General features: G+C 48.6%; 17 protein-coding genes and 2 pseudogenes. 10 read left to right on the top strand and 9 right to left on the bottom strand.

Annotation, left to right across the window (positions count from 1 at the left end; all coding sequences use genetic code 11):
* The first annotated feature begins 524 nt into the window (after positions 1-524).
* Positions 525-1,262, top strand: coding sequence for a class I SAM-dependent methyltransferase (locus BN3911_RS08785; RefSeq protein ID WP_066864162.1), 738 nt, complete (start codon positions 525-527; stop codon positions 1,260-1,262).
* Between the two features lie 664 nt (positions 1,263-1,926).
* On the opposite strand, the gene BN3911_RS08780 is transcribed toward BN3911_RS08785, so the two are convergent.
* The gene (locus tag BN3911_RS08780; RefSeq protein WP_066864159.1) at positions 1,927-3,087 is read right to left on the bottom strand and encodes a serine hydrolase domain-containing protein; all 1,161 of its coding nucleotides are present in this window, start codon (positions 3,085-3,087) and stop codon (positions 1,927-1,929) included.
* Positions 3,088-3,395: 308 nt separating this feature from the next.
* On the opposite strand from BN3911_RS08780, the gene BN3911_RS08775 reads away from it, so the two are divergent.
* The gene (locus BN3911_RS08775) at positions 3,396-4,601 is read left to right on the top strand and encodes a Gfo/Idh/MocA family protein (RefSeq protein ID WP_066864156.1); all 1,206 of its coding nucleotides are present in this window, start codon (positions 3,396-3,398) and stop codon (positions 4,599-4,601) included.
* Between the two features lie 24 nt (positions 4,602-4,625).
* Positions 4,626-5,459, top strand: coding sequence for a sugar phosphate isomerase/epimerase family protein (locus BN3911_RS08770; RefSeq protein WP_066864154.1), 834 nt, complete (start codon positions 4,626-4,628; stop codon positions 5,457-5,459).
* A 242-nt stretch (positions 5,460-5,701) separates the two neighbouring features.
* On the opposite strand, the gene BN3911_RS08765 is transcribed toward BN3911_RS08770, so the two are convergent.
* From BN3911_RS08765 to BN3911_RS08750, 4 genes are all read right to left on the bottom strand, one after another.
* Positions 5,702-6,853 (bottom strand): MFS transporter, encoded by a 1,152-nt coding sequence (locus BN3911_RS08765; RefSeq protein ID WP_066864151.1) that lies wholly within the window; start codon positions 6,851-6,853, stop codon positions 5,702-5,704.
* Between the two features lie 97 nt (positions 6,854-6,950).
* A complete protein-coding gene (locus BN3911_RS08760) occupies positions 6,951-8,651 on the bottom strand; it encodes a type 2 periplasmic-binding domain-containing protein (protein ID WP_066864148.1) in 1,701 nt (566 codons plus the stop codon).
* A gap of 80 nt (positions 8,652-8,731) precedes the next feature.
* The gene (locus tag BN3911_RS08755) at positions 8,732-9,646 is read right to left on the bottom strand and encodes a carbohydrate ABC transporter permease (RefSeq protein ID WP_242871097.1); all 915 of its coding nucleotides are present in this window, start codon (positions 9,644-9,646) and stop codon (positions 8,732-8,734) included.
* A 45-nt stretch (positions 9,647-9,691) separates the two neighbouring features.
* Positions 9,692-10,660, bottom strand: a complete 969-nt coding sequence (locus BN3911_RS08750; protein WP_066864142.1) for an ABC transporter permease — start codon at positions 10,658-10,660, stop codon at positions 9,692-9,694.
* 384 nt (positions 10,661-11,044) lie between these two features.
* On the opposite strand from BN3911_RS08750, the gene BN3911_RS08740 reads away from it, so the two are divergent.
* From BN3911_RS08740 to BN3911_RS08730, 3 genes are all read left to right on the top strand, one after another.
* Positions 11,045-12,169 carry a right-handed parallel beta-helix repeat-containing protein gene (locus BN3911_RS08740; protein WP_066864136.1) on the top strand — a complete coding sequence of 375 codons (1,125 nt, stop codon included), beginning with the start codon at positions 11,045-11,047 and terminating at the stop codon, positions 12,167-12,169.
* Positions 12,170-12,252: 83 nt separating this feature from the next.
* Complete coding sequence (locus BN3911_RS08735; protein ID WP_066864133.1) at positions 12,253-13,272, top strand: right-handed parallel beta-helix repeat-containing protein; 1,020 nt, start codon at positions 12,253-12,255, stop codon at positions 13,270-13,272.
* Between the two features lie 724 nt (positions 13,273-13,996).
* Positions 13,997-15,583 carry a helix-turn-helix domain-containing protein gene (locus BN3911_RS08730; protein WP_187127711.1) on the top strand — a complete coding sequence of 529 codons (1,587 nt, stop codon included), beginning with the start codon at positions 13,997-13,999 and terminating at the stop codon, positions 15,581-15,583.
* Positions 15,584-15,822: 239 nt separating this feature from the next.
* Here the strand turns inward: BN3911_RS08730 and BN3911_RS08725 are convergent, their stop codons facing one another.
* Together BN3911_RS08725 and BN3911_RS08720 are read right to left on the bottom strand one after the other, a co-directional pair.
* A complete protein-coding gene (locus BN3911_RS08725; protein ID WP_147578558.1) occupies positions 15,823-17,406 on the bottom strand; it encodes an alpha-amylase family protein in 1,584 nt (527 codons plus the stop codon).
* Between the two features lie 150 nt (positions 17,407-17,556).
* Entirely contained in the window at positions 17,557-18,279 is a 723-nt protein-coding gene (locus tag BN3911_RS08720; protein ID WP_066864128.1) for an XRE family transcriptional regulator, read from the bottom strand.
* Positions 18,280-18,493: 214 nt separating this feature from the next.
* On the opposite strand from BN3911_RS08720, the gene BN3911_RS08715 reads away from it, so the two are divergent.
* From BN3911_RS08715 to BN3911_RS08700, 4 genes are read left to right on the top strand one after another with little or no spacing between them, the layout of a single operon-like run.
* Positions 18,494-18,829, top strand: coding sequence for a hypothetical protein (locus BN3911_RS08715; RefSeq protein WP_066864125.1), 336 nt, complete (start codon positions 18,494-18,496; stop codon positions 18,827-18,829).
* A gap of 51 nt (positions 18,830-18,880) precedes the next feature.
* The gene (locus BN3911_RS08710; RefSeq protein WP_066864122.1) at positions 18,881-19,393 is read left to right on the top strand and encodes a sigma factor-like helix-turn-helix DNA-binding protein; all 513 of its coding nucleotides are present in this window, start codon (positions 18,881-18,883) and stop codon (positions 19,391-19,393) included.
* A 4-nt stretch (positions 19,394-19,397) separates the two neighbouring features.
* The gene (locus BN3911_RS08705) at positions 19,398-19,631 is read left to right on the top strand and encodes a hypothetical protein (protein ID WP_066864120.1); all 234 of its coding nucleotides are present in this window, start codon (positions 19,398-19,400) and stop codon (positions 19,629-19,631) included.
* Positions 19,628-19,993, top strand: a complete 366-nt coding sequence (locus BN3911_RS08700) for a terminase small subunit (RefSeq protein WP_066864117.1) — start codon at positions 19,628-19,630, stop codon at positions 19,991-19,993. Before BN3911_RS08705 ends, BN3911_RS08700 begins: the two co-directional genes overlap by 4 nt.
* Before the next feature lie 283 nt (positions 19,994-20,276).
* Here the strand turns inward: BN3911_RS08700 and msrB are convergent.
* Together msrB and msrA are read right to left on the bottom strand one after the other, a co-directional pair.
* Positions 20,277-20,751: pseudogene (msrB, locus tag BN3911_RS17580) on the bottom strand (peptide-methionine (R)-S-oxide reductase MsrB).
* A gap of 75 nt (positions 20,752-20,826) precedes the next feature.
* A pseudogene (msrA, locus tag BN3911_RS17575) lies at positions 20,827-21,225 on the bottom strand (peptide-methionine (S)-S-oxide reductase MsrA); the annotation flags it as partial.
* Positions 21,226-21,235 lie beyond the last annotated feature (10 nt).

Below are 21,235 nucleotides of genomic sequence, written 5' to 3'. Positions count from 1 at the left end.
AATAGGCCGAGGGCTTGACCATAGCTTTCTTTTAGGTCAGGCTTCTTTGAGACATTTTCTTCTGATTTTGTCTCCCCACTTCGATCTCTTTCTCGCTTCTTCCTTTATTCAGTTTTTAGGGTATTCTCCCTTTTTTAATCCCATCCATTCGGATGGGATTTTTTATTTCCGCTCTATTACTTTATCTAGTAGGAATGAGAAGCGCTGCAGTTTGAACTGGTTCGGTTGTGCCGATTCCTAAATACTGGTATAATGTCTGAAATTGCCTTGCTGTTCGTTGTTGGGATGTCCTTTCCATTCTGTTCCTTTCCGATAATCCACCGCCGAGAAAAGGACTGTTCCGTAGCAAGCATAGGAAGAGGGTACCCTCTTCCTAAAAATGTCTTGTTGGGATAATCCCAACCCCCCTTTCATTTTTATGCAAATGGCTATCCGTGTAGGCTTACGGAATAACATTGAAATACAAAACAAGATATGAGATAATAAGGAGTAATAATCGGAAGTTATAATAGGGGATAGAAGCTATGAGCAATCAAAACATTTATGACAATCAAATATTTTTCGATGGGTATAAAAAGTTAAGAAGCAACCCGTCTGCGGCGAATGACATTGTCGAAAAGCCAGCACTTTTCAGTCTTTCACCAAATCTGCAAAATAAATCCATTCTTGATATTGGATGCGGTTATGGTGAAAACTGTGTAGAGTTTATCAAAATGGGAGCTTCAAGCGTTACTGGGCTTGATATATCAGTAAAAATGCTTGAAGTTGCAGAGAACGAAAACACTTCACCGAATATTAAATACATCAATAAAAGTATGACCGATTTAAATGAAATTGCAGAAAAATATGATGTAATTTTCAGTTCGCTTGCAGTTCATTATATAGAGGATTTTGATAAACTGATTAAAGATGTCTATAACCTGTTGAATCAAGGTGGTTATTTTATCTTTTCGCAGGAACATCCGTTGACAACCGCTCTGTTAACGCAAAACTATTGGACATGCAATGAAGAAAACGAGCGTATTCATTACAATTTAACCACATATGCGCTTGAAGGAGAGAGAAAAGTGACGTGGATAGTTGATGGAGTAATAAAATATCATCGCACCATGTCGAGTATTATAAATTCTCTTTCAAATGCAGGTTTTATCATCAATAAAATGCTTGAGCCTATACCAAGTAAAGAAATTATGAACCAATACCCGTCATATAAGAGATATATTCACAAACCAGATTTTCTTTTGATTAAGGCGAAAAAATAATTTTCTATTATGAGCATATAACTCAATCCAGTTGTCCCCTTCATAGAAAGATGAACGGTACTGTACACACCGCCATTGACCGTGCTAGTTGTCTATGCCTGTCGGGTAATAAAGATGGGCGTAGTTGTTTTTGCTAACCGCAAAGTATGCTTTCGCCCTCTGCTATTATAGGATACATAAGTTACGCAGTAGAGGCTAAAAAAACCTTGCTACAAGCGGATTTCAAAGCACATCTTAAGGTGGGCGAGTAAATACCCTTGAAAGCTTCAAAGGAGCTTGTAACTCCTTTACAAAACACCAATAAAATGATGTGCTATCTTATAGTTTGTTATATTTTCCTGTACCTCTTTATATCTGTGAGTGAAATCTGGGCACCATTTGGGCACCAAAGCGTCAAAAAACCAATTGAAAAAGCAAACGGTAAGTTGCTGTAAGTCCAGAAGTCATGCGGGTTCGCAACTTTTTCGTTTGTGTAATACTACTTTTTATTTCTTTTCCTCCCCCTTGATTTTGATGGCTGGAGATGGAAAAGGGTCTGCAGCGTATGCAGCGGACTGGAAAAGAGTGGGGTTCAGCCGCAGGGTCCGGCAGACAAGTTGGAAAGAAGCGAGGCTATGGAGATAACGTCTCTACAGCCTCGCTTCTTTCATAAATGTTGATATTGCTATTGGATACAGCCGTAGGCGACCGCCCGCACACGGTGATGGTGGTACTCCTCATTGTTGGGATCGGTCTGGTGCATGTAGACAACAGAGACGCCTTCGGAGGGATCGATTGAGGTCCAGGTACCGGCCACGCCGGTCCAACCGAACTCTCCCACGGACAGATTGCCTGCACCGGCAGGCTCCATCATCGTCCTCACCCCCAGTCCATAGCCGTACCCTTCCAGATAGGAATTCCGGAAGTCCTGGAGTTGGACGTCGTTGAGCATGTTTCGGCGCATCAGATCAATAGTTTTCCGGCCGATGATCTGTGTACCGTTATAATTGCCGCCGTTGGCAAGCATCTGCGTGAATTTCAGGTAATCCTTCACGGTGGAGAACAGTCCGGCGCCTCCGCCTTCATATACGGCGTCAGGCTCGTGATTGGCGTCCAACGATCCTTCCATTAAAGTGTAGGTACCATCGCCGTTAGGACGGTACATTTTTGCCATCCTTTCCCGCATATTGCCAAAATAGCGGTAACCGGTACTCTCCATCCCCAAGGGTTCGAAGATTTCTTTTTTGAGAAATTCTCCGATAGACATGCCGGACGTCTCCTCCACCAAAGCAGCAACCATTTCATGTCCAAAGCCATAGAGCCAATGGCTGCCGGGCTCGAACCTTACAGGCACCTTGCCCATAGCGCGCACGTCATCCTGCAGGGTGTATTTCCCGATCCTGTTGGTCAGCGTTTTGCGGACTTCTCTCATCTGCAAGTCAGTGTAATGAGAGGAATTGGGGTAGGGCAGGCCATTGGACATATTGAAGGTGTGGCGTATCAGGATGGGATTTTGGGCAGGCTTCACCCGGATTTCGCCGTTGGGGAGCACAGAAGCAACTTGGGTGTCCCGGTATTCGGGAAAGTACTGTGAGTAAGGCTCGTTTAAAAGAAATTTGCCGCGCTCAAATTGGATCATAGCCGCGGTGCAGACGATGATTTTTGTCATAGAAAACAGCCGATAAACCGTATCTTCCGTGATGGGTATGCCCCGCTCTAGATCAGCATAGCCCGAATACCCTTCATAGAGGATTTTTCCGTGCTGTGCGACGGCGCAGCCGCAGCCGGGCACGGTCTTTTCAGAAAAGGTTTTCAGCAGTCGATCCAGATCATCAAAATTTGACATCAAATTTCCTCCCTTGACAGCAAAAATAGTTTCCGGGAGACAAGACTGTTTCTTTCCCCCAAGAATATTTGCTAAATTATTTTCTATCGTACGCTTTTTCTCAGACAGTGTCAACAGGTCTTTGCGTGAGAGAAAGACTCTCCAGAAAATGAAAAGGATGGGATAGAAATAAGGTTACAGCAATTATTGGCATAAAAAACTATCCTTTTGGCATGCAATTTTATGCAAGGAATGCTATGATGCTGATAAGAGCATGGGGGGCTTTGCCTGGAGCTTTTCCAATGTGGGAAGGAAGGGGACGATAGGATATGAAACCAGTAAAAGTTGCCATGATCGGCGTAGGCGCCATCAGCGGAATTTATCTCGAAAACATCACAAACACCTTTCGGGAGGTAGAGCTTTGCGGCGTCTGCGATCTGATTCCGGAGCGGGCCCAGAAGGGTTTGGAGTACGTGAAGGCGGAGCAGGAAAAGGGCGCGCCTGTAGTCACGCCCAAAATTTATGCCGACATGTTTGAGGCGTTTGAGGACCCGGAGGTGGAAGTGATTCTGAACCTGACACGGCCCTATGAGCACTATGAGGTCACGAAGCAGGCACTGCTGCACGGCAAGCATGTATTTTCTGAAAAACCCCTGGCCGTAGACATGCAGGAAGCGGACGAGCTGATGGAGCTTGCCGCAAAGAAGGGCCTGCGCATGGGCGGAGCGCCGGATACCTTTATGGGTGCAGGAATTCAGACGGCCCGGAAGGTGATTGACAGCGGGATGATCGGCGATGTGATCGGCGCCAACTGTGCTATGGTTTGCCACGGCCATGAAACCTGGCATCCGGATCCCGAATTCTACTATAAGCGGGGCGGCGGCCCCATGATGGACATGGGACCCTATTATGTGACGGCCCTGGTGCAGCTTTTGGGCGAGGCCAAGGGTGTAATGGGAATGACAAAGAAATCTTTTGAGCGGCGCATCATCACATCTGCTCCCCATTGCGGCGAGGTGGTGGATGTGGATGTGGACACCTATCTGACAGGGAATATCCTGTTTTCAAGCGGGGCGATCGCCCAGATTTTCACCACGTTCGACGTCTACTACGGGCCCAGCGCGCAGGCGCGGTTTGAGGTCTATGGAACCCGAGGCACCCTGGTTGTACCGGATCCCAACACGTTTGGCGGCCCCGTGCTGCTGCTACGTCCTGAGGATCAAGCGGCCACGGCAAAAATCGATCCGGGTTTGATGCGTCACAGCACTCCCAGCTTCTATGATGGATACAAGGAAATCCCCCTGATGTTTGATTATTGCGAAAATTCCCGTGCGTTGGGGCTTTCCGACCTCTGCAAGTCGCTTCGCACAGGCCGCGACTTCCGTGCCAACTGCCAGCAGCAGCACCATGTGCTGGAGATCCTGACCAGCTTCAGCAAGTCCTGCGAAAAAGGGGAGTATATCCCTTTGACCACAAAATACACCCGTACCGCGCCGATGCAGAACAATCCCATGCACGGCATTTTGGATGACTGAAACATAGTTTAGGAGGAATTTACAATGATGAAAGTTGCTTACACCGGATGGACCTGGATCACCAGCCACGAGCCCGAGGCGGCAAAGCACCTGTTGGAACAGTCGTTCCGTGAGTGCAAATTTCTGGGCTACGATTATGTGGAGAACTTCGCTTTTATCCGAGATTATTATGCGGAGGACCCCCAGGAGCTGGTACAGCTGGCAAAGGACTGCGGCGTCAACCTCTGCAACCTGTACGGCCACTTTACCTTTGATGTGGAGAAATCCCTGGAGACTGCCAAGCAGCAGATCGATTTCTTGGCTGAGATCGGAGGAAAATGGTACAATTGCCAGAACGGCGGCTTTGGAGATGACGGTCCTTCTGAGCGGCCCACCAATCCGGAGATGGTCGACAAGATGTGTGAGATTACCAACCGGTTGGGCGAGTATGCCAAGGAGAAGGGAATCACAGTCTGTTTCCATCCCCATTATGGCACCTGCGTATTTTCTCAGAGCGATATTGATTACTTTGCCGCTCATACCAACCCGGAATATGTCTCTTTCTGCCTCGATACAGCGCATACCACATTGGCAGGGATCTGCCCAGTAGAACTGATCCATCAGTATGGCAGCCGTATTGCCTATATGCATCTGAAGGATGTGGATACCTATGCGCTGTCCAAGGCGGAGGGGCCGCAAAAGATGGGTAGCTTCCGCGCCCTGGGACACGGCACCGTCAATTTCCCGGCGGTGAAGGCTGCGCTGGAGGAAGAGGGCTTTGACGGCGTTCTTTGTGTGGAGCTGGATCGGCCGGAGGTGTGCAACTTCCATTCAGCTGAAGTTTCCCGCATCTATATCCGGGACGTGCTGGGCCTGTAAGAAAGGAAAAATACGGAAGAGAGCCCGGCACCACGCCGGGCTCTCTTTTTGCACCTCTAGACAGGAGAAAGTTCCAACGATTCCGAAAAATACGATCCTGCCCACAACTATGGGAGAATTCTTCAGGCATGGAGGCTATAACATGTTACGAAATCCGGACGGAAAATAGGCCAGGAAAGTGAGGATTGAAATGGGAAAAGAGAATCTGCTTTTACAGGAATTTTGATTTTGAATCCTAAACCCTACCCGTTTGTTTGGATTTGGAAGCGGCGCCCTAAGATGCAGAGGGTTGCGGCCATAGGCAGAATTACGGATAGAATCAGACCATTTCTAATACCAAACCGGTTTGCGGCCATTCCACCCAGCAGATTTGCCAGAATACCGCTCAAAGCTGTGACAGAGTAAAGTATGGCCTGGCCTGTGGCTCTATATTGGTTTGAAATTCGTTTTAACAAATACTTTGTGGCAGAGTAAAACGCCATGGTGGTGGCATAGCCGGTGGAGAAGCAAATGAGAAGAAGGAGCGGGAAGCTGTGCAGGAATATCAACAGAAGATACCGAAGAACAGTCAGGATCCCGGCTGCGGAAAGGATGGCTTTGAGGCTGAAACGGAAAGTAAGCCGGTCGAGATTGATCAACAAGGGTATCTCTCCCAGGACGGTTGAAAAAACAATCAGCCCCCAATACCATGTGGGGTACCCTAATTGGTAAACAAAATATTCGGAGTAAAAGCTGTAGAAATAGGTCAGGGGAAAGTGAACTGCAAAGACAAGAAATAAGATCAAGGCGAAGTGCGGGGGCCGGATTCTTTGTGATTTTTTGGGGCGGCACTCCTTCCGTGAGCGGGAAGCAGCGGGGTTCCGATTGGACTCCTCGGGGAGCGGGAGGATAATGCAGGCTGTGGTAGATGCTAAAATAAGATACAGCGCTGGAAGAAAATTTGCAGAGAGTTTAATGAGCGCGCCCGACAGAACGGCAAAAATCCCATAGCCTAGAGTTCCCATCAGCCGGATGCGGCCATAGGGAAGACCGTATTGATTGCAATATCCCAGGGTGAGCGTGTCGGACAGGCCTCCGTAGGAGGAAGAGAAAAAGGCGTAGAAGAGGATGGCGGAGAAAAGGACCGGATAGGAGACGTTAGTACAGATAACCAGAAAGAAAACGGAACTTAAAATACACAGTGCGGAAAGCAGCCTTTTCCTGTACGTCATCCTATCCGCGAGGACGCCCCACAGCAAGGGTGCGAGAAGCGATACGGCAGGAGAAACCGTAAGCAGCAACCCCTTCCTTGCCTCACCGAGAAAAGAAAGCTTTAACGGAATGTAGGAGTTGTACAGGGTAATCATGCTATAGAGCATGATATTCATCCAATAAAACAGAATGCTCTTTTTCACTATTTTCACACCTGCTGACTGACAAGTAGCCTGCCATTGTGGACCATCCCAATAGCAGGCTACTTTGCAGTTACTACTCAATTTTTAGTACTGCAGTTTAGAATTTTCCATCGAGGAAATCTTGATAATACTGGATATAGTAGCCGTAATTGTATTTATCCAAATCCTCCACGTATTTGTTCCAAGAGGCGTCAGTTACGCCGTCTACAATGCTGGTGGCAATAAAGTTGTCGATAAATCCGCTGAGATCGGTGGTCTTCAAGGCAAACTCCGCGCTCTTATCAGCGGGCTGATTCCGATAAGGAAGTCCGTCCTTGGGAAGAAATTCAATTGCTTCATCACAAGTGACTTTTCGAATACCGAGGGGAGAATTGGGGTCTGCCGGGATTTGCGCGATTTCTTCAGGCATGGCAAGAGGAACACTGTTGTTGATCTGATAGGTATATTTGGCATTTTCAAAGGAAAAATCGACCGAATAATCGCCATCCGTCAGTACTGTGTATTTTCCATCCTTTTCTTCAAAAAGCCCGGTGGGGTTTTGTTCGGATTTGATGGGGCCGTAATAGAATTCGTTTCTGGTAAAGGAATCAGTAGCGATATAATCCCACCATCTCAGAAGCGCGGTGGGGTTTTTGCACTTGGTGGTGATCACGAAGGAATTGTTTTGAGTGGAAACCTTGTTGTAACGGCCCCTTAACTGGGGTTTCCCACTATAGCCATTTGCAGCAAAGGGCGGCATGAATTTGTAATCCAGAGCTGAATCGTCGCTGATGAACTCCACCGGGGACCAAAACAGAGATATGCCGACCTTTCCTTGCTTCACTTTAGAAGAGAACTGTTCCCTGGTCTGTGAAAATCCTTCTACGTCCAATAGGCCTTCGTTGGCAAGCTTATTATAAAAAACTAAGGCGTTCTTAAAATCTTCTGTGTTCATGGTAGGGATAACCTTGCCGTCTTCTACGTTATAGTAGCCGGTAAATCCCCAATAGCCAAACATATCCTTAATGTTTCCGGCCCAAAAATTGTTACAGAATTCCAGGGGGATTTCATCGTTCGAGTCGCCGTTCCCATTTGCGTCCTTCTCTTTGAAAGCCTTTAGAACTGCATAAAATTCATCCTGCGTCTTGGGAATTTCCAAGCCGACATTTTTCAGCCATCTTGTATTGATAAATTGAACGCCAGTGACGGAAGAATCGTTGGAGGTAAGGCTTCCGCCGATTAGGGAGTAGATGTTGCCGTCCGTCTGTCTGGAAAGCTGGTCTTTTACGTCAAATCCGATTAATTCGCTAGCCTTTTTGTAGGAGTTCAGCACATTGGGCATCCAGCCGTCGTTCATATAAGGCTCAATGCTGACAAAGCTTTTCAGATTTTTAGCAAAATTAGCGTCGCTTAGTGTGAAGCCGCCAAGAAAGGCATCTGGTAAATCAGAAGCCAGCAACAGGGGTATTTTTTGGTCTAGATCGCTGGAAAGTATCTCCTTCCATTCTATTTCGATACCAGTTTCCTCTTGAAGCTGCCTGACAATTTCTTTTTCATTGAAGCTTTTTGATTTATCCATGGGATGATGCTCTACAACAATGCGGAACTTTTCTGGATCCTTGATAATCGGCAAGCCAGTTTTGTAGGTGTTGCCCACAAGCTCGCGGGAGCCGTTTTCCTCAACCGTCTCCGAAACCGTGGAGTTCTTTGATAGTTCCGGGAGCTTGGACGAAGCTGCTTGTGGTTGGCAGGCGGTTAGCAGGCTCACTGTGATAGTCAATGAGAGAATGGCTGGAATAACGCGTTTGCTCTTCATCATTTTCAGTCTCCTTTGTGAGTGGAATAAATTTATCCATTTATTTTTCCGGTCGTGAGGCCGGCGATAGCCAGTAGAAAAGCTTATCCCTTGATAGATCCTATCATCACACCTTTGACAAAATACTTTTGCAAAAACGGATAGACGCAGAGAATCGGGAGGGTTGTGACAACGATGATACCGTATTTTACAACCTCCACTAAGGTTGCAGCCTTTGCCGCGGCCGCGGGGTCATCCACGATGGCGTTAGTATCGGAGGGCTTGGCGGTAATCAGTATTTCCCGCAGTAGGATGGGGAGGGGATATTTATTCACGTCGGTCAAGTAGATCATGGGGTTAAAGTAGGAGTTCCAGCTGTTGACGGCAATGTAGAGAGCGATGACGGCGACAATTGCCTTACTCAGTGGAAGGGCGATGGCAAAGAAAAATCTGGTGTTTCCGCAACCGTCCAGCTGTGCGGCTTCATAGAGGCTTTCAGGCATCATGGTAGTAAAAAACGACCGGATCAAGATGATGTTATACACGGAGATACTGCCGAGTAGGATAATGATTGCCCGAGTATTCAGCAAGTGCAGATTGCCCACCAGCAGATAAGTGGGAATCAGCCCACCGCTAAAGTACATGGTGACAATAAGCATGGCCATAATCACCCCGCGGAAGGGCAGATCTTTCCGCGAAAGGGCATAGCCCGAGAGCACGGAACAGAACACGCCCAGGCCGGTGCCGCCCAATGTGTAGAGTATGGTGTTCATATAGGAGGTCAACAGGCGTTCGTCGCTGAAAACCCGTTCATATCCCATTGTAGTAAAGCCCTGGGGGAAAAACAGCATCTTTCCGCTGTTCACATACTGCGGATCTGAAAAGGAGGCGACCAATACAAAGTACAGCGGATAGACGATGACAATCAGAACTAAAAACAGTAGAAGATGCGTTGCAATATCAAAAGCAATATCCTTTTTGTTTTGCTGAATTTTATTTTTCTGTTTCCACATAGGCATAGAGATTTCCTCTTTTCTGTTTGGTTTCCTGCTACCCTGCACGTGTTACCAGAGGCTTATCTCCGAGGTGCGCCTCGCAACCGTATTTACTATAACGAGCACGATAAAGTTAATCAGGGTATTGAAAAGGCCAATCGCAGTGGAATAACTAAATTCTGAAAGTTGAAGACCTATCTTGTAGGTGTAGGTGGAAATAACCTCGGACACATTGAGATTAAGGTAATTCTGCATGAGATATGCTTTCTCAAAACCAACGCCCAAAATTCCGCCGCAGTTTAAAATCAGCAGCGTGATGGTGATGGGTAGGATGGAGGGAAGGTCTATGTTCCATATCCGCTGTAGCTTTGACGCGCCGTCAATAATAGCGGCTTCGTGGAGGTCTGGGCTAACAGAGGTGAGGGCCGCAATATAGATAATGGAATCCCATCCGGCGTTTTGCCAAATCCCAGACCAGACATACAGGTGGCGAAATAGCTCAGACTTCCCCATAAAATAGATGGGTTCTATTCCGAACATGGACAGGAAGGTGTTAACAAAGCCAGAGGAGGGCGACAGAAAGGAGGACATCATGCCGACCAATACCACAACAGAAATAAAATGGGGCATATAGGTGATTGTTTGGGCAACTCGTTTGAACCTGGGAGAGGCGATATAATTTATGATCAAGGCAAGGATGATCGGTGCAGGGAAGCCTGCTAGCAGACTGTATAAGCTGAGAATCAGTGTGTTTAAAAAGTAGTTCCAAAACATTGGGGAAGAAATAAACTGCTCGATCCAATAGGTTCCTACCCAAGGACTCCCCCAGATGCCGTCAGAAGCAGAGAAGTTTTTGAAGGCAATTTGGATGCCGTACATGGGAATATAATTAAAAATGATAAAATACACAACAGTCGGAAGTAAAAAGAAATAAAGGGCCCAGTTGCTTTTCATCAGTTTCCACGTAGCTGTCTTTTTCCTCTTTTGTCTTGTATTGCCGGGATGATGTGGCAATCCTCTTGTGCTGGTATGACTCATACCCGATTACCTCCTGTATACCGATTTCTTTTAATTTAGCTTACCATCCCGCAGGATATTTTTAAATTCTTTAAATTTGAATCTGAGTATGATTTTTTGAAAAAAGCGGCTGTGTTTTCCAGTTACTTCAAATTCTCCTATTCCAGGAGGTAAAATTCAAATTTTGTTATACCTATTTCCAGCTCTTTCTGTTGAAATATACGGCAGGATGTGCTATTTTGGTGAAAACGGTATAAAGTTTTTTTCAATTCACATTTTTTTATTGCAAAACGAATATATCCAGATCTGCAAAGTACAGCTGGATGAGACAGACACCGCGGGCCTGTCAGGACGGCTGGATTTTACTGAAATATTTTGATACCCAGAAAGGGGAGTGAATCCATCATGTCGGATATCTATTGTAATGTACGTGATTTTGGAGCGAAGGGGGATGGAAGAACCGATGATACAGATGCCTTTAAAAGCGCCTTGGCGCAGGCTGGTAAGGGACACGGCTGCGTTCTGGTTCCGATGGGCAGGTACTGTATCCAGCCCATCAAGGTGCCGAGCCATACTACGTTATTCGGCAATGCCGCCTGGGGGTATTCTGCCTTCGGATATGAGAATAACAAGAGGCTGAAAGGAAAACCGGTTGACATCGAGATGAACGGTAATACCGTGATTGAGCCGCTGTCTACTGAGGGTCCAGCACTGTTGGACTTAAGCGGAAGCGTTGGTACCAGGATCATAGGGTTGTCTTTTGATGGGATGTACCGAGGACAGAATTTTCACTGCATTTTTTGTTCTGGGGGAACAGAAAGGCTGGGACTGGTCTTTGAAGATATCCGGATCAGTCATTTTACCGGAGTGGGCCTAAAGCTGTTAGGCGTGGGCGGATTTTCCGTCCGCCGCAGTCTCATTATCAAGAATCAATCACATGCGATTGACTGCAGTTGTAGCGAAGATGGTTCTTTCATGGATAATCAGCTGGCGTACAACCTGGGGGCAGGCTTGTATGCCTGCCGCGAAAATGACGATGGTACACTTTCAGGAGCAAAGAATCTTTTAATTACCGCAAACAGGATCGAGGGAGGATATCCCGGAGGCATTTACCTTTGGGAATCCGAGGGCTGTACGGTGGTCGGAAATTCTTTTGACAACTGCCGCGGCCCAGCAGTGACACTGATCTGCTGTACAAACTGCGCCCTGACAGGCAATATGTCCAGAATCCACGGCTGTACCCAGGAAGCAGATGAAAATTGTCATTACCGGCTTGAAAGCATAAAGGGGACAACTGTTACAGGAAATACGTTATGGTGTTGGTACCGTCTGCTCTGGAGCCGGAGCAGGGATGCAACAGGCCCGTTTTACGGGATGATTCTGAAAGAGCTTCAAAATTGTGTAGTTGTGGGGAACGCCATGCACGAATGCTGCAGTACAGAATTAATCCATTCTATTGGAGACTCTACGGACTTCGTGATAAAAGATAATATAGGCTGTGTGTCTCCACTGGCAGAGCGGAGGGATTGACAGTTTCAGAAGCATCTTTCTGAAGCGGGTCTCAGGGAAACAATTGTGATGGACATCGATCCATCAGGAAAGGCGGTTAGAGAATGTTATATTGGAACATACGGGAGTTCGGCGCAAAGGGCGACGGAAAAACGGACGATACCGCGGCACTGGTCCAGGGGTTGGAGGCAGCGGCAAAGGAAAATGGGACATTATATTTCCCAATGGGAAACTATGCCATCCATCCGGTGAAAGTACCCAGTCATGTGACACTGTTAGGAAATTCAGCGTGGGGGGAAGGAGAACCCAGCAAACCGGATTCTCTCGGTCATACCCGACTCACAGCTTTAAGCGGAGAAGCACGGGCCCTTCTGGATCTGGATGCCTGTATGGGGACAAGGCTGATAGGTTTGACCCTGGACGGCAAGAATTTGGGGACAAAAATGCATGGAATCTATTCCTGTCATGGGGGAGTAGAGCAGAATAATTGCTATGAGGACTGCTTAATCTGCAATTTTTCTGGAAGCGGCATGAAGATGGATTGGGTCTGGGTTTTTGCTGTGCGCAGGTGCCGGATTACCAACAACAGGCTTTACGGTATTGATGTTGATCGCGGGTATGACGGATGGGTCATAGATAATAATATTGTGAAGAATGGATTGTGGGGCATAAATGCGGGGCCTGGAATGGTATGTTATACGGCAAATACAGTTGCCCAGAATTTGGAAGGCGGCCTGCTTGCTGACGACACCCAGAACATAAACGTGACGGGGAACAGTTTCCGGAATAACGGAGGCCCTGGGATTCTGATCCGGAATTCCCGTGCCTGCGCTGTCAGTGGAAATACGGTGCTTGGAAACGGGGCGGCGAAGGGAGAGAGAGGCTCCTGCGGCCTATCAGTTCAGGACAGTGTGGGGATTACCATTGTGGGGAACACGATTTCTGAAGGCGGTCCCCTCAAAGGCGGACCGCAGGTTCCTGAGATCGGGCTTGAAGCCCGCGGGCTGGAGGACTGTACCATTACGGGAAATACCCTTTATCGTTCTGCAAGGCGAGAATGGCTGAAGACTTCTGAAAACCAGCGCTCGGTGATTGCTAACAACACTGGCAGCTTGGCGGTTTAGCAGGGAAAGAATGGAAAAGCCAACCACCCGGCATTGAGCGGGGTGGTTGGCGATGTATTCACAGCAGGTGTTACCACAGGAGGCACAAACTGGAAAGGGCGTGGAGTTTCAATAGGAAGGAAGTATCGCGCAGTGGGGTAAGGGATCCTAAAAGGGAGGGTATCAGATGAAAAGGCAGCGGCATACAGGCAAAGGATTTCTGAAATTTATAGTCTCGTTCCTTGTAATATTATTTTTTCCGGTTGCCAGCATCACGGTGGTGTTTAACTCCTATTTTGTGAATCTCTATCAGGAAAACATTCTGCAACAGAATCAGATGAATCTTGAGATTTACAAGACGAAAATTGATTCCTGTATAGACAACTGTACCTCTGTTGCGGTTCAGATACTCAATATCGACGGCTTTTCCCCTAATCAGCTTCTCGGATTCCATACAAGTTATGAAAAGATTATTAATATTTTAAAGGCCTACCAAATTGCGCAAGATTATTATCAGGAAGTAAGATTCTACTCTTTTTACAACCCAGATACGGTTTATTCCGCAAACGGAACCATCAATCCGGCCTATTTCTGCAGATACGGAGGGAAACGCATGCTGTTGACGGAGTTGCTGAAAGAGAGAACCAAGAGCTTTTGGACGATAGCCTCTTCCTATACTGAGGGAGGAGAGAAAAAGCTGATTCAGTATATTGTACCGGTAGCCGGCAGGAATACGGATTTTATCTTGTTTGATATAAACGAGCATATTTTTGAAGATATCAGTACGGAAAATTCGATTGTAAACGAAATCTATTACCATGGGAGACTTATTTATTCCTCCAATCCGGATCCGGACATCCGTTTAGAGAAGATGCAGTTGCTTTCCGAAAAATCTGAGACGACGGGAATGGAATATCGCAGGTACATACCCACCGGTGTTTTGCTGGACAAGGTAAAAAAAGTGCAGAGAATCTTTATCTATGCCGTGATCGCCATCACAATAGTCGGCGGGATCCTTGTCTATTGGGTTGCGGTAGCCCGGTATCTTCCAATAAAACGCCTTTCCGCTCTAGCCAAGGGGGCATATCCGAATCTGATCCCGAGAAGTATCGGTGAGTTTGAGTCGATTGGATTTGTCATCGACCGCATAAAAATCGGAAAAGAGGAAGATCTCCTCAAAAGCCGGATCAGCAGGCTGTTTTATTCCATTATCTACAGGCAATATGAGGATTTGGACGTTATTTCAGAGCAGTGTAAGCAGGCCGGACTTTTTTTGGAGGGAAAAAAATGGCGGGCAATCATATTGATGCTTGGAGGAAAACAATTTGTGGAAAACGCAGATATTGCCCAAATCTGCATCAGCATTCTGGAATCAGATTATGAGGTTTATTTTCTGGATTATGCCTCTCAAAATTATTTTACAATTATTTTAGGACGGGAAACAGATGAATTGCCATTACTGAAAAATAAACTGGCCGCAATTTCAGGGGAGATTAACGCCTGTTTCCAAAGGGAGGCTTGCTTATCCGTAGGGGGGTGTTATGACACTATAGACGAGCTGGCCAAAAGCTACAACGAGGCGGTACTGAACAGCGAGAGGGAAGGACCGGAAGGGGTCAGCTTTTATGAATCGCAGTTAAAGCTGGAGAAGCGACCAGCAGTTTATCCCAAAATCGAGCTGGAAGTCCTACGTAGCTCGATTTTAGGACGTGATCCGGAGAGAACTTCCTTTTTTACAAACGTGCTTATGAGAGCGGTGGAGACTAACAAATACAGTAATTTTGAGAAGATTTCGATCTGCCACGATATTATCCACATCTATCTGGATACGGCGGAAGAGCTGAATATAAGAGAAAATTTGATTCATGAAATGCGTCATACTGAATGCTGCATACAGCCCTCCTGCACCATAGGAGAGTATTTCTATGTCATCAAGGGTTACGAAAAAAACCTATTGCAGGCATATTCTGAGGATTTTAGGTTGGATCCTCTGCAGGAAAGTACAGAATTACAGGGGTTTATTGATGCTTATCCAGATATCAGTCAACTCAGCGTCAGCTTTGTGGCGGAACATTTCGGTTTATCCATCAGCAATCTGAGTCACCGTTTTAAAGGGCAGACTGGTGTCAACATATCGAATTATATTGTTGCAAAACGAATCGAATATTCAAAAAGGTTGTTGACGGAAACCAACATGAGCCTTTCGGAAATAGCTGGAAAACTTAGCTACTGCCATACCAACAGCTTCATGAGGGTTTTTAAAAGTGTTGTGGGGATGACGCCGGGAGAATATCGAAGGCTTTTTAGTACAAGGATGGAAGGACATCGCTGAAATAAACTTCATTTAAAACAGCTTGCTAAAAGAGAAAATACCCTCGAATCTAGCTTTTACGGCCAATAAACTTTTTCCCGTCAAGTAGCTGGATAAAAACTGCCACCAGATATATATCTGGTGGCAGTTTTTATCCAGCTATTCTGTTATCTGCATTATATTTGTCGTTTTATCTCCGTGTGAGGATTATTCTCGGAAAAACAAGGAGAAAGGATTCGTGCGACATCCCAAGTCGATAATCAAAGCTCCAGGAAAACAGTGCCGGCGTCCGGCATCCAGTCGAAAGTCTCTTCTCTGCCGGAAAGATCCCAGCGGCGGGGACAGGTGGTATCCTGCCAATCCAGAGGAACAGCGCGGGATTCCCCGAGGGAGGCCTTCGAAAAGGCGGCGCGCATTTCTCCTTCCTGTTCCTGAGAAAGCACGCCAGGACGTATCGAGACGAAGAGGGGCGTACCGCTTTCTGAAAGGAGCTGCAGCCAGCGGCGGTTCAGTTCCCAGTCGATTTTTCCGGTGATGCCGACGCAATCTGCGTCTATGGCAAAGAAACTGCCGTGCTGAGGCAGAGTGAAGGCCAGTGTGTTCACTCCGCGCTGACGGGTCCTCTCCCACAGCACTCCGCTGGTGTCATCCCCGGTACGGTTCAAGTGCATCAGCCCCGCCCCCAGATGGCCCATGCAGTTGCAGCCCAGAACCAGGGAATCCCCTGCTGCCCGAAGAATCGCGCCATACAGTCCCAGCACTACCTCTGCTGTGGTCTTCGTCCCGTCCCCGAAATGCCAACCGGGACGGGTGATGACGTGACCCATCTGGAAGCCCCAGCCGCCCAGCAGGTCAAAGGTGGAAAAATCATGCTTGATCAGCCGGTACCCCCAATCGTGCAAGGTGCGGATATCTTCGGAGATCCAGTCGAGCACGGCGGGAAGGGAGGGATCCAGATATTCCGGATCCCGCTGCAGCCGCCATTCGGCGGGGATTTCCGGATCCCTGTTCCAAAGGGGACGCATCCAAATGCCGGGACGCACGCTGCGTGCCTCCATCTCCGCCGCCAGAGCGGCCATATTGGGGAAACGGCTGTTGCCTTGACGCCAGGGCCCTCCGTTAAAGTCTCCCGTGCGCTGCGCCTGCCAGCCGTCGTCGATAACCATGTAGGGCCGGTTTTCCAGTCCCCAGGTCAGGGAGGCCAGAAGGGAGGCATCCTGCAGAATTTCCTCATGGGAACTGTCACCGTAGGCGTAATACCAGTTGTTGGAACCATATACCGGGTGGTCCGGCATAAGGGGTGAGGGACAGAGCTCGGAACAGAAGCGTTCCAGAGCGGCGAAAGCATCCCCTTCATAGAGGCGGAACAGCACCTGCGCGGCTGTAAGCCTGCGGCCCTGAAGAACCACACCTTCCCCCCCGGAGCGCAGGTCCAGGTGGAGGGAGACTCCCTGGGAATCGGCAGTCCAAAAGCACATCGCTTTCGGTTGGGTCATCACGCCGAAAGCAAACACCTCGTCGCCGGAATCAGCTAAAAAATACCAGGGCATGACACGTTCAGGCACAAATCCCCGCCATTCCAGATCCCCATAGCCGCGCTCCCAGGCGCCGCCTAGAATGCGGCACCCCTGACCCAAGGTCAGGCTCCAGCGCAACACCAGCCGGGAAAGTGGCGTGTCTCCCGCCGTGACGGAAACTGTGAGGCGGTCGGCCTTTTCCTGCAGGGAGAGGCAGAAGTCCTCACAGACGAGCTTGTGGCTGCCGGGGGAGGTGAAGGAACCTTTCCCAGTGACCGCAGTGATACTGTCAGGCAAGCGGCACTGGCCGCGAAACGCTGTGTTCATGTGATAACCTGCTTTCATGATTGAGATATAGGGCATCAGAAAATTGGAATATGGCGGGGGATGGAAGAACTCTGTTCTTTCCCGGAAAAGACGAATGCTGTGGGAGAGGAAGATTGCTGTCGGATACACCCTGGCGATGCGGGACCGTTCCTACAATTTCCCCAATACGCGGCCCTGGCAGTCCAGCCGGTCGTAGTCGCTGATCAAAATGGGAGGATATTTCTCATTCAGGGAGATCAGGCGGTGATCCCCCAGACGCTTGATAAATCCCTCGCCGTTGAGGAAGAAAATGCCAATCTCCCCCTCGCTGACGCTGCCGTCGAGACGCTCCACAAAGACAATGTCACCGTCCCGGTAAGCGGGTTCCATGCTGTCGCCGTTGACGCGCAGACAGTAATGGGCGTTCTCCGGCACCCGCTCGGTGGGAATTTCCAGGCGGGTTTTATAATAGGTGTCGCCCAAGGGCTCGCCGGTGCCGGCGGAGACAGCCAGATCGTAACAGTTGATATAGGTGATATTGTCCCTGTGTTCCACCAGGGCATCGTCATGCCGGGTCATGCGGGCATATTCCTCGTCCAGAACCGTGTCTACGATTTTCTTACCGTGGAGGTCCAGAACACGGTATTTTTTGACGCGAGTCCATTCATCCATGGAAAAACGGGCTTCCCCGCCGGTCCAGCAGTCCAACAAATAAGCGATGGGAACGTTCAGCACCTCGCAGAGCCGCACCAGCTTGTCGGCGTCCGGTTTGTTAAGCCCTTTTTCCCAGTTGCTGATCACCGCGCCGCTTACCCCTAAGGCCATGCCCAACTGACCTTGGTACAGACCCATCTTGTCCCTGGCTTCCCGAATTCGTTCTCCCAAGGTATTCATACCCCTCCACCTTTCTGAAATGGGTTCCATCAGCATCAAAATGACGGTTTCTATTTATTTTAGTATACACGCCTTTTTGTGTATTATCAAGAAAATCTTGAGGATAATACTTGACAATTAAATAATTCTGTAATATCATATATTCAATTTAAGAAATAATTGAATATCAAACGAGGAGGGATCTGGTTCATATGGAGCAAAAGGAGAATGGTATATGAGCGGCTGCTGCAGTGCATGTGGAGAGGAATGCGGGGATTTGATTTCTCTGGGATTCACGCAGGTATGCCGTTACTGTTTTCGGGAGACCTGTCTGGAGGAACCGCTGTTGGAAGATTTCGGACCGGATTTTCTGGAACGGCAGGGCGCGGATTTTTTTCTTTCCTGGTGGTGGGGAGGGGATGCTTACCTGACCGAGGAAGAAAAGTTGGAAGCAGTAAAAAGCATATTTGCAAAAAGGGAGAAGCGTTTTCCAGAGGAGGCGCGAACCGCAAGGCGGGAATACATACGGGAAGTATTTCCGGAATGGGAGGATTATCTGCGTGGACGGTAACAGAGGGAAAAAGATAAAAGGCCTTTCGGCCGGGAAGGAGAAAGTGCTGGGATGACGGAAGAGAACAGGCGTCCGCACCGGGAAGAAAAGACAGGTCAGAGAACCCCAAAGGAGTTTTTGGCAAAATATCGGGATTTGGGGCAGAGTATCGATGCGAAGAACCAACAGATTCTGGAACTGCGCACACAGGCGGTCCGGTTGGGAAGTTCCAATTTTGGAAGCCGGGTGCAGCATACTCGGAATGACCGGATGTCCAGAGCCGTTGCGGAGATCATAGACCTGATGGGAGAGATCGAAGTGGAAGTTCTCCGGAGAAAAACCGCCATGCAGGAAATTGAGAGGGCAATTGAGCAAGTTGAGGACGGAGTTCAGCGCGAAGTGCTGCGGTGGCGGTACCTGACCAACCTGAATATGGAGGAGATCGCCGGTAAAATGGGATACAGCAGGATGCAGGTGAGCCGTATTCATGGACGCGCACTGGAAGCAATTCGCAGCATGTTGGAACAAAAAAGCGGAGAAGAAACTGAAAAGGCAGAAATATCGGGAAAAGGAAGGGAGGAATGAAAACATGACATGCCCGTTACCGGGAAAATGTGTACATGACAGAGTTGGAACAAAAGGGGAGCATTCCTGTACGGCCGGACGCTGCCCTCACGCACGGCTGGTTCGAATGGCTCTGGGAGAGCAGATCCAGGCAATCTGCCGGAAAGGGCAGAGAACAGAAAGGGAGGAAGAGCGGCTGGAACGTCTGAAAAAAGAGTATGCGGAGGCTCTGAGGGAGAGCGGAAGGAGGAGAGAATGATGGAAAAGGGGCAGACAGGGAAGAGGGCATCACAGAGTGCAAGAACTCTGGAGAAGAAGATCGAGTCCTATTTTGCAGCCTGTGAAGACCGTGGAGAGCTGCCCAGTATAGCGGGTTTGGCTCTGGCGCTTGGATATCCCGGACGCCGGAATTTGGAGGAAGCGTTAAAGGAGGAAGGACAGTCGAAAAAAGCCGTGTATCTGATTCGTGCCAAGGCAAGGATCGAGGAGGCGAATGTGCAAGCTGTATACAGGCGTGAAACCTCAGCCGGGGCAAAGTTTATCCTGCAAACTGAATTTGGATACGCAGATAAGGAAAAAATTGACCCGGCTCGGTTGATCGAGGTCAAGCTGGTGCCGTAGAAAGAGTCCTGTTGCATAATGGAAGTTTATACACAACGCACTTGTCAAAGAGATAGCTTTGACGCAGAGCAGGGTGTGGGAGGGGGCGGTGAGCTCCTCTCCCATCAACATTAGACGTAACATGTTCGTCTCCCGAACATGTTAGGGCGCGTTATAAATGAATGAAAATTCATTTTGCAACGCGCCCTTTTTTAAGATTAGGTTGCGATGTAAGCTGGGCGTCAATTTTGTCAATTCATTTACTCGATTATATTATTGTTTTGCATCAGGTCCACCTTTTGGCCTATTTTTCACCGGCAAACAGCTTTTCATATGCGCCGTAGCCGGCTGCCGCTAATTTTTCGTAGGGAATAAACCGAAGGGCGGCACTGTTGATGCAATAGCGCAGGCCGCCTTTATCCTTTGGGCCGTCTGGGAATACATGGCCCAAATGTGAGTCCCCGTGTTTGCTGCGAACCTCGGTGCGCAGCATGCCGAAGCTGCTGTCGGTATGCTCGGTCACGGTGTCCCCGGCCACCAGCTGGGTGAAGCTGGGCCAGCCGCAGCCGGAATCGAATTTATCCATGGGCGTAAACAGCGTTCCCCTGTGACGATATCCACATAGAGCCCGGGGCCGTATGGTACCAATAATCACCGGAAAAAGGCCGTTCTGTGGCGGCATTCTGGGTTACATTAAACTGCTCCGAGGTCAGGCGAAGCCGAATCTCCTCCGGCGTGGGCTTCGGGTAGGCTTGCTTTTCTGCTCCAAGATCCTTCAGGGATTCGAAGCTGATGTGGCAGTAGCCGTCTGGATTCTTTTTCAGGTACTCCTGGTGGTATTCCTCGGCGGGATAGAACTTTTCCAGCGGGAGGCATTCCACCGCAATGGGGGCCTGGTGTTTTTTTTGCTCCTCCTGCAGCATGGCGGAAATGAAAGCCCGCTCTGCTTCCTCCGTATAATAAATGCCGGTCCGGTACTGGCGGCCCCGGTCGTTTCCCTGCCTGTCCACCGCGGTGGGATCGATGATTTTAAAGTACTGGCAAATAAGCGTTTCTAGTGAGACCCGATTGGGGTCATAGCGAAGCTCCACTGTCTCCGCATGGCCGGTATTCTTCCTGCACACCTCCTCATAGGTGGGGGTTTTCGTGTGGCCGTTGGCATATCCCACGGTAACCTGAAGAACGCCGAGAATCCGGGAGAAATACTCGCCCACGCCCCAAAAGCAACCGCCTGCCAAATAAATTGTTTTCATGTCTGTGCTC

The organism is Neglectibacter timonensis (genome assembly GCF_900048895.1).
Taxonomy (GTDB): Bacteria; Bacillota; Clostridia; order Oscillospirales; family Acutalibacteraceae; genus Acutalibacter; species Acutalibacter timonensis.
Note: the sequence above shows the minus strand (reverse complement) of the source record. Positions and strands in the feature narration are given on the sequence as shown.

Coding starts and splice junctions, on each gene's coding strand:
- BN3911_RS08785 (WP_066864162.1), top strand. CDS start 525: ATGAGCAATCAAAACATTTATGACAATCAAATATTTTTCGATGGGTAT.
- BN3911_RS08780 (WP_066864159.1), bottom strand. CDS start 3,087: ATGTCAAATTTTGATGATCTGGATCGACTGCTGAAAACCTTTTCTGAA.
- BN3911_RS08775 (WP_066864156.1), top strand. CDS start 3,396: ATGAAACCAGTAAAAGTTGCCATGATCGGCGTAGGCGCCATCAGCGGA.
- BN3911_RS08770 (WP_066864154.1), top strand. CDS start 4,626: ATGATGAAAGTTGCTTACACCGGATGGACCTGGATCACCAGCCACGAG.
- BN3911_RS08760 (WP_066864148.1), bottom strand. CDS start 8,651: ATGATGAAGAGCAAACGCGTTATTCCAGCCATTCTCTCATTGACTATC.
- BN3911_RS08755 (WP_242871097.1), bottom strand. CDS start 9,646: ATGCCTATGTGGAAACAGAAAAATAAAATTCAGCAAAACAAAAAGGAT.
- BN3911_RS08750 (WP_066864142.1), bottom strand. CDS start 10,660: ATGAGTCATACCAGCACAAGAGGATTGCCACATCATCCCGGCAATACA.
- BN3911_RS08740 (WP_066864136.1), top strand. CDS start 11,045: ATGTCGGATATCTATTGTAATGTACGTGATTTTGGAGCGAAGGGGGAT.
- BN3911_RS08735 (WP_066864133.1), top strand. CDS start 12,253: ATGTTATATTGGAACATACGGGAGTTCGGCGCAAAGGGCGACGGAAAA.
- BN3911_RS08725 (WP_147578558.1), bottom strand. CDS start 17,406: ATGAACACAGCGTTTCGCGGCCAGTGCCGCTTGCCTGACAGTATCACT.
- BN3911_RS08720 (WP_066864128.1), bottom strand. CDS start 18,279: ATGAATACCTTGGGAGAACGAATTCGGGAAGCCAGGGACAAGATGGGT.
- BN3911_RS08715 (WP_066864125.1), top strand. CDS start 18,494: ATGAGCGGCTGCTGCAGTGCATGTGGAGAGGAATGCGGGGATTTGATT.
- BN3911_RS08710 (WP_066864122.1), top strand. CDS start 18,881: ATGACGGAAGAGAACAGGCGTCCGCACCGGGAAGAAAAGACAGGTCAG.
- BN3911_RS08705 (WP_066864120.1), top strand. CDS start 19,398: ATGACATGCCCGTTACCGGGAAAATGTGTACATGACAGAGTTGGAACA.
- BN3911_RS08700 (WP_066864117.1), top strand. CDS start 19,628: ATGATGGAAAAGGGGCAGACAGGGAAGAGGGCATCACAGAGTGCAAGA.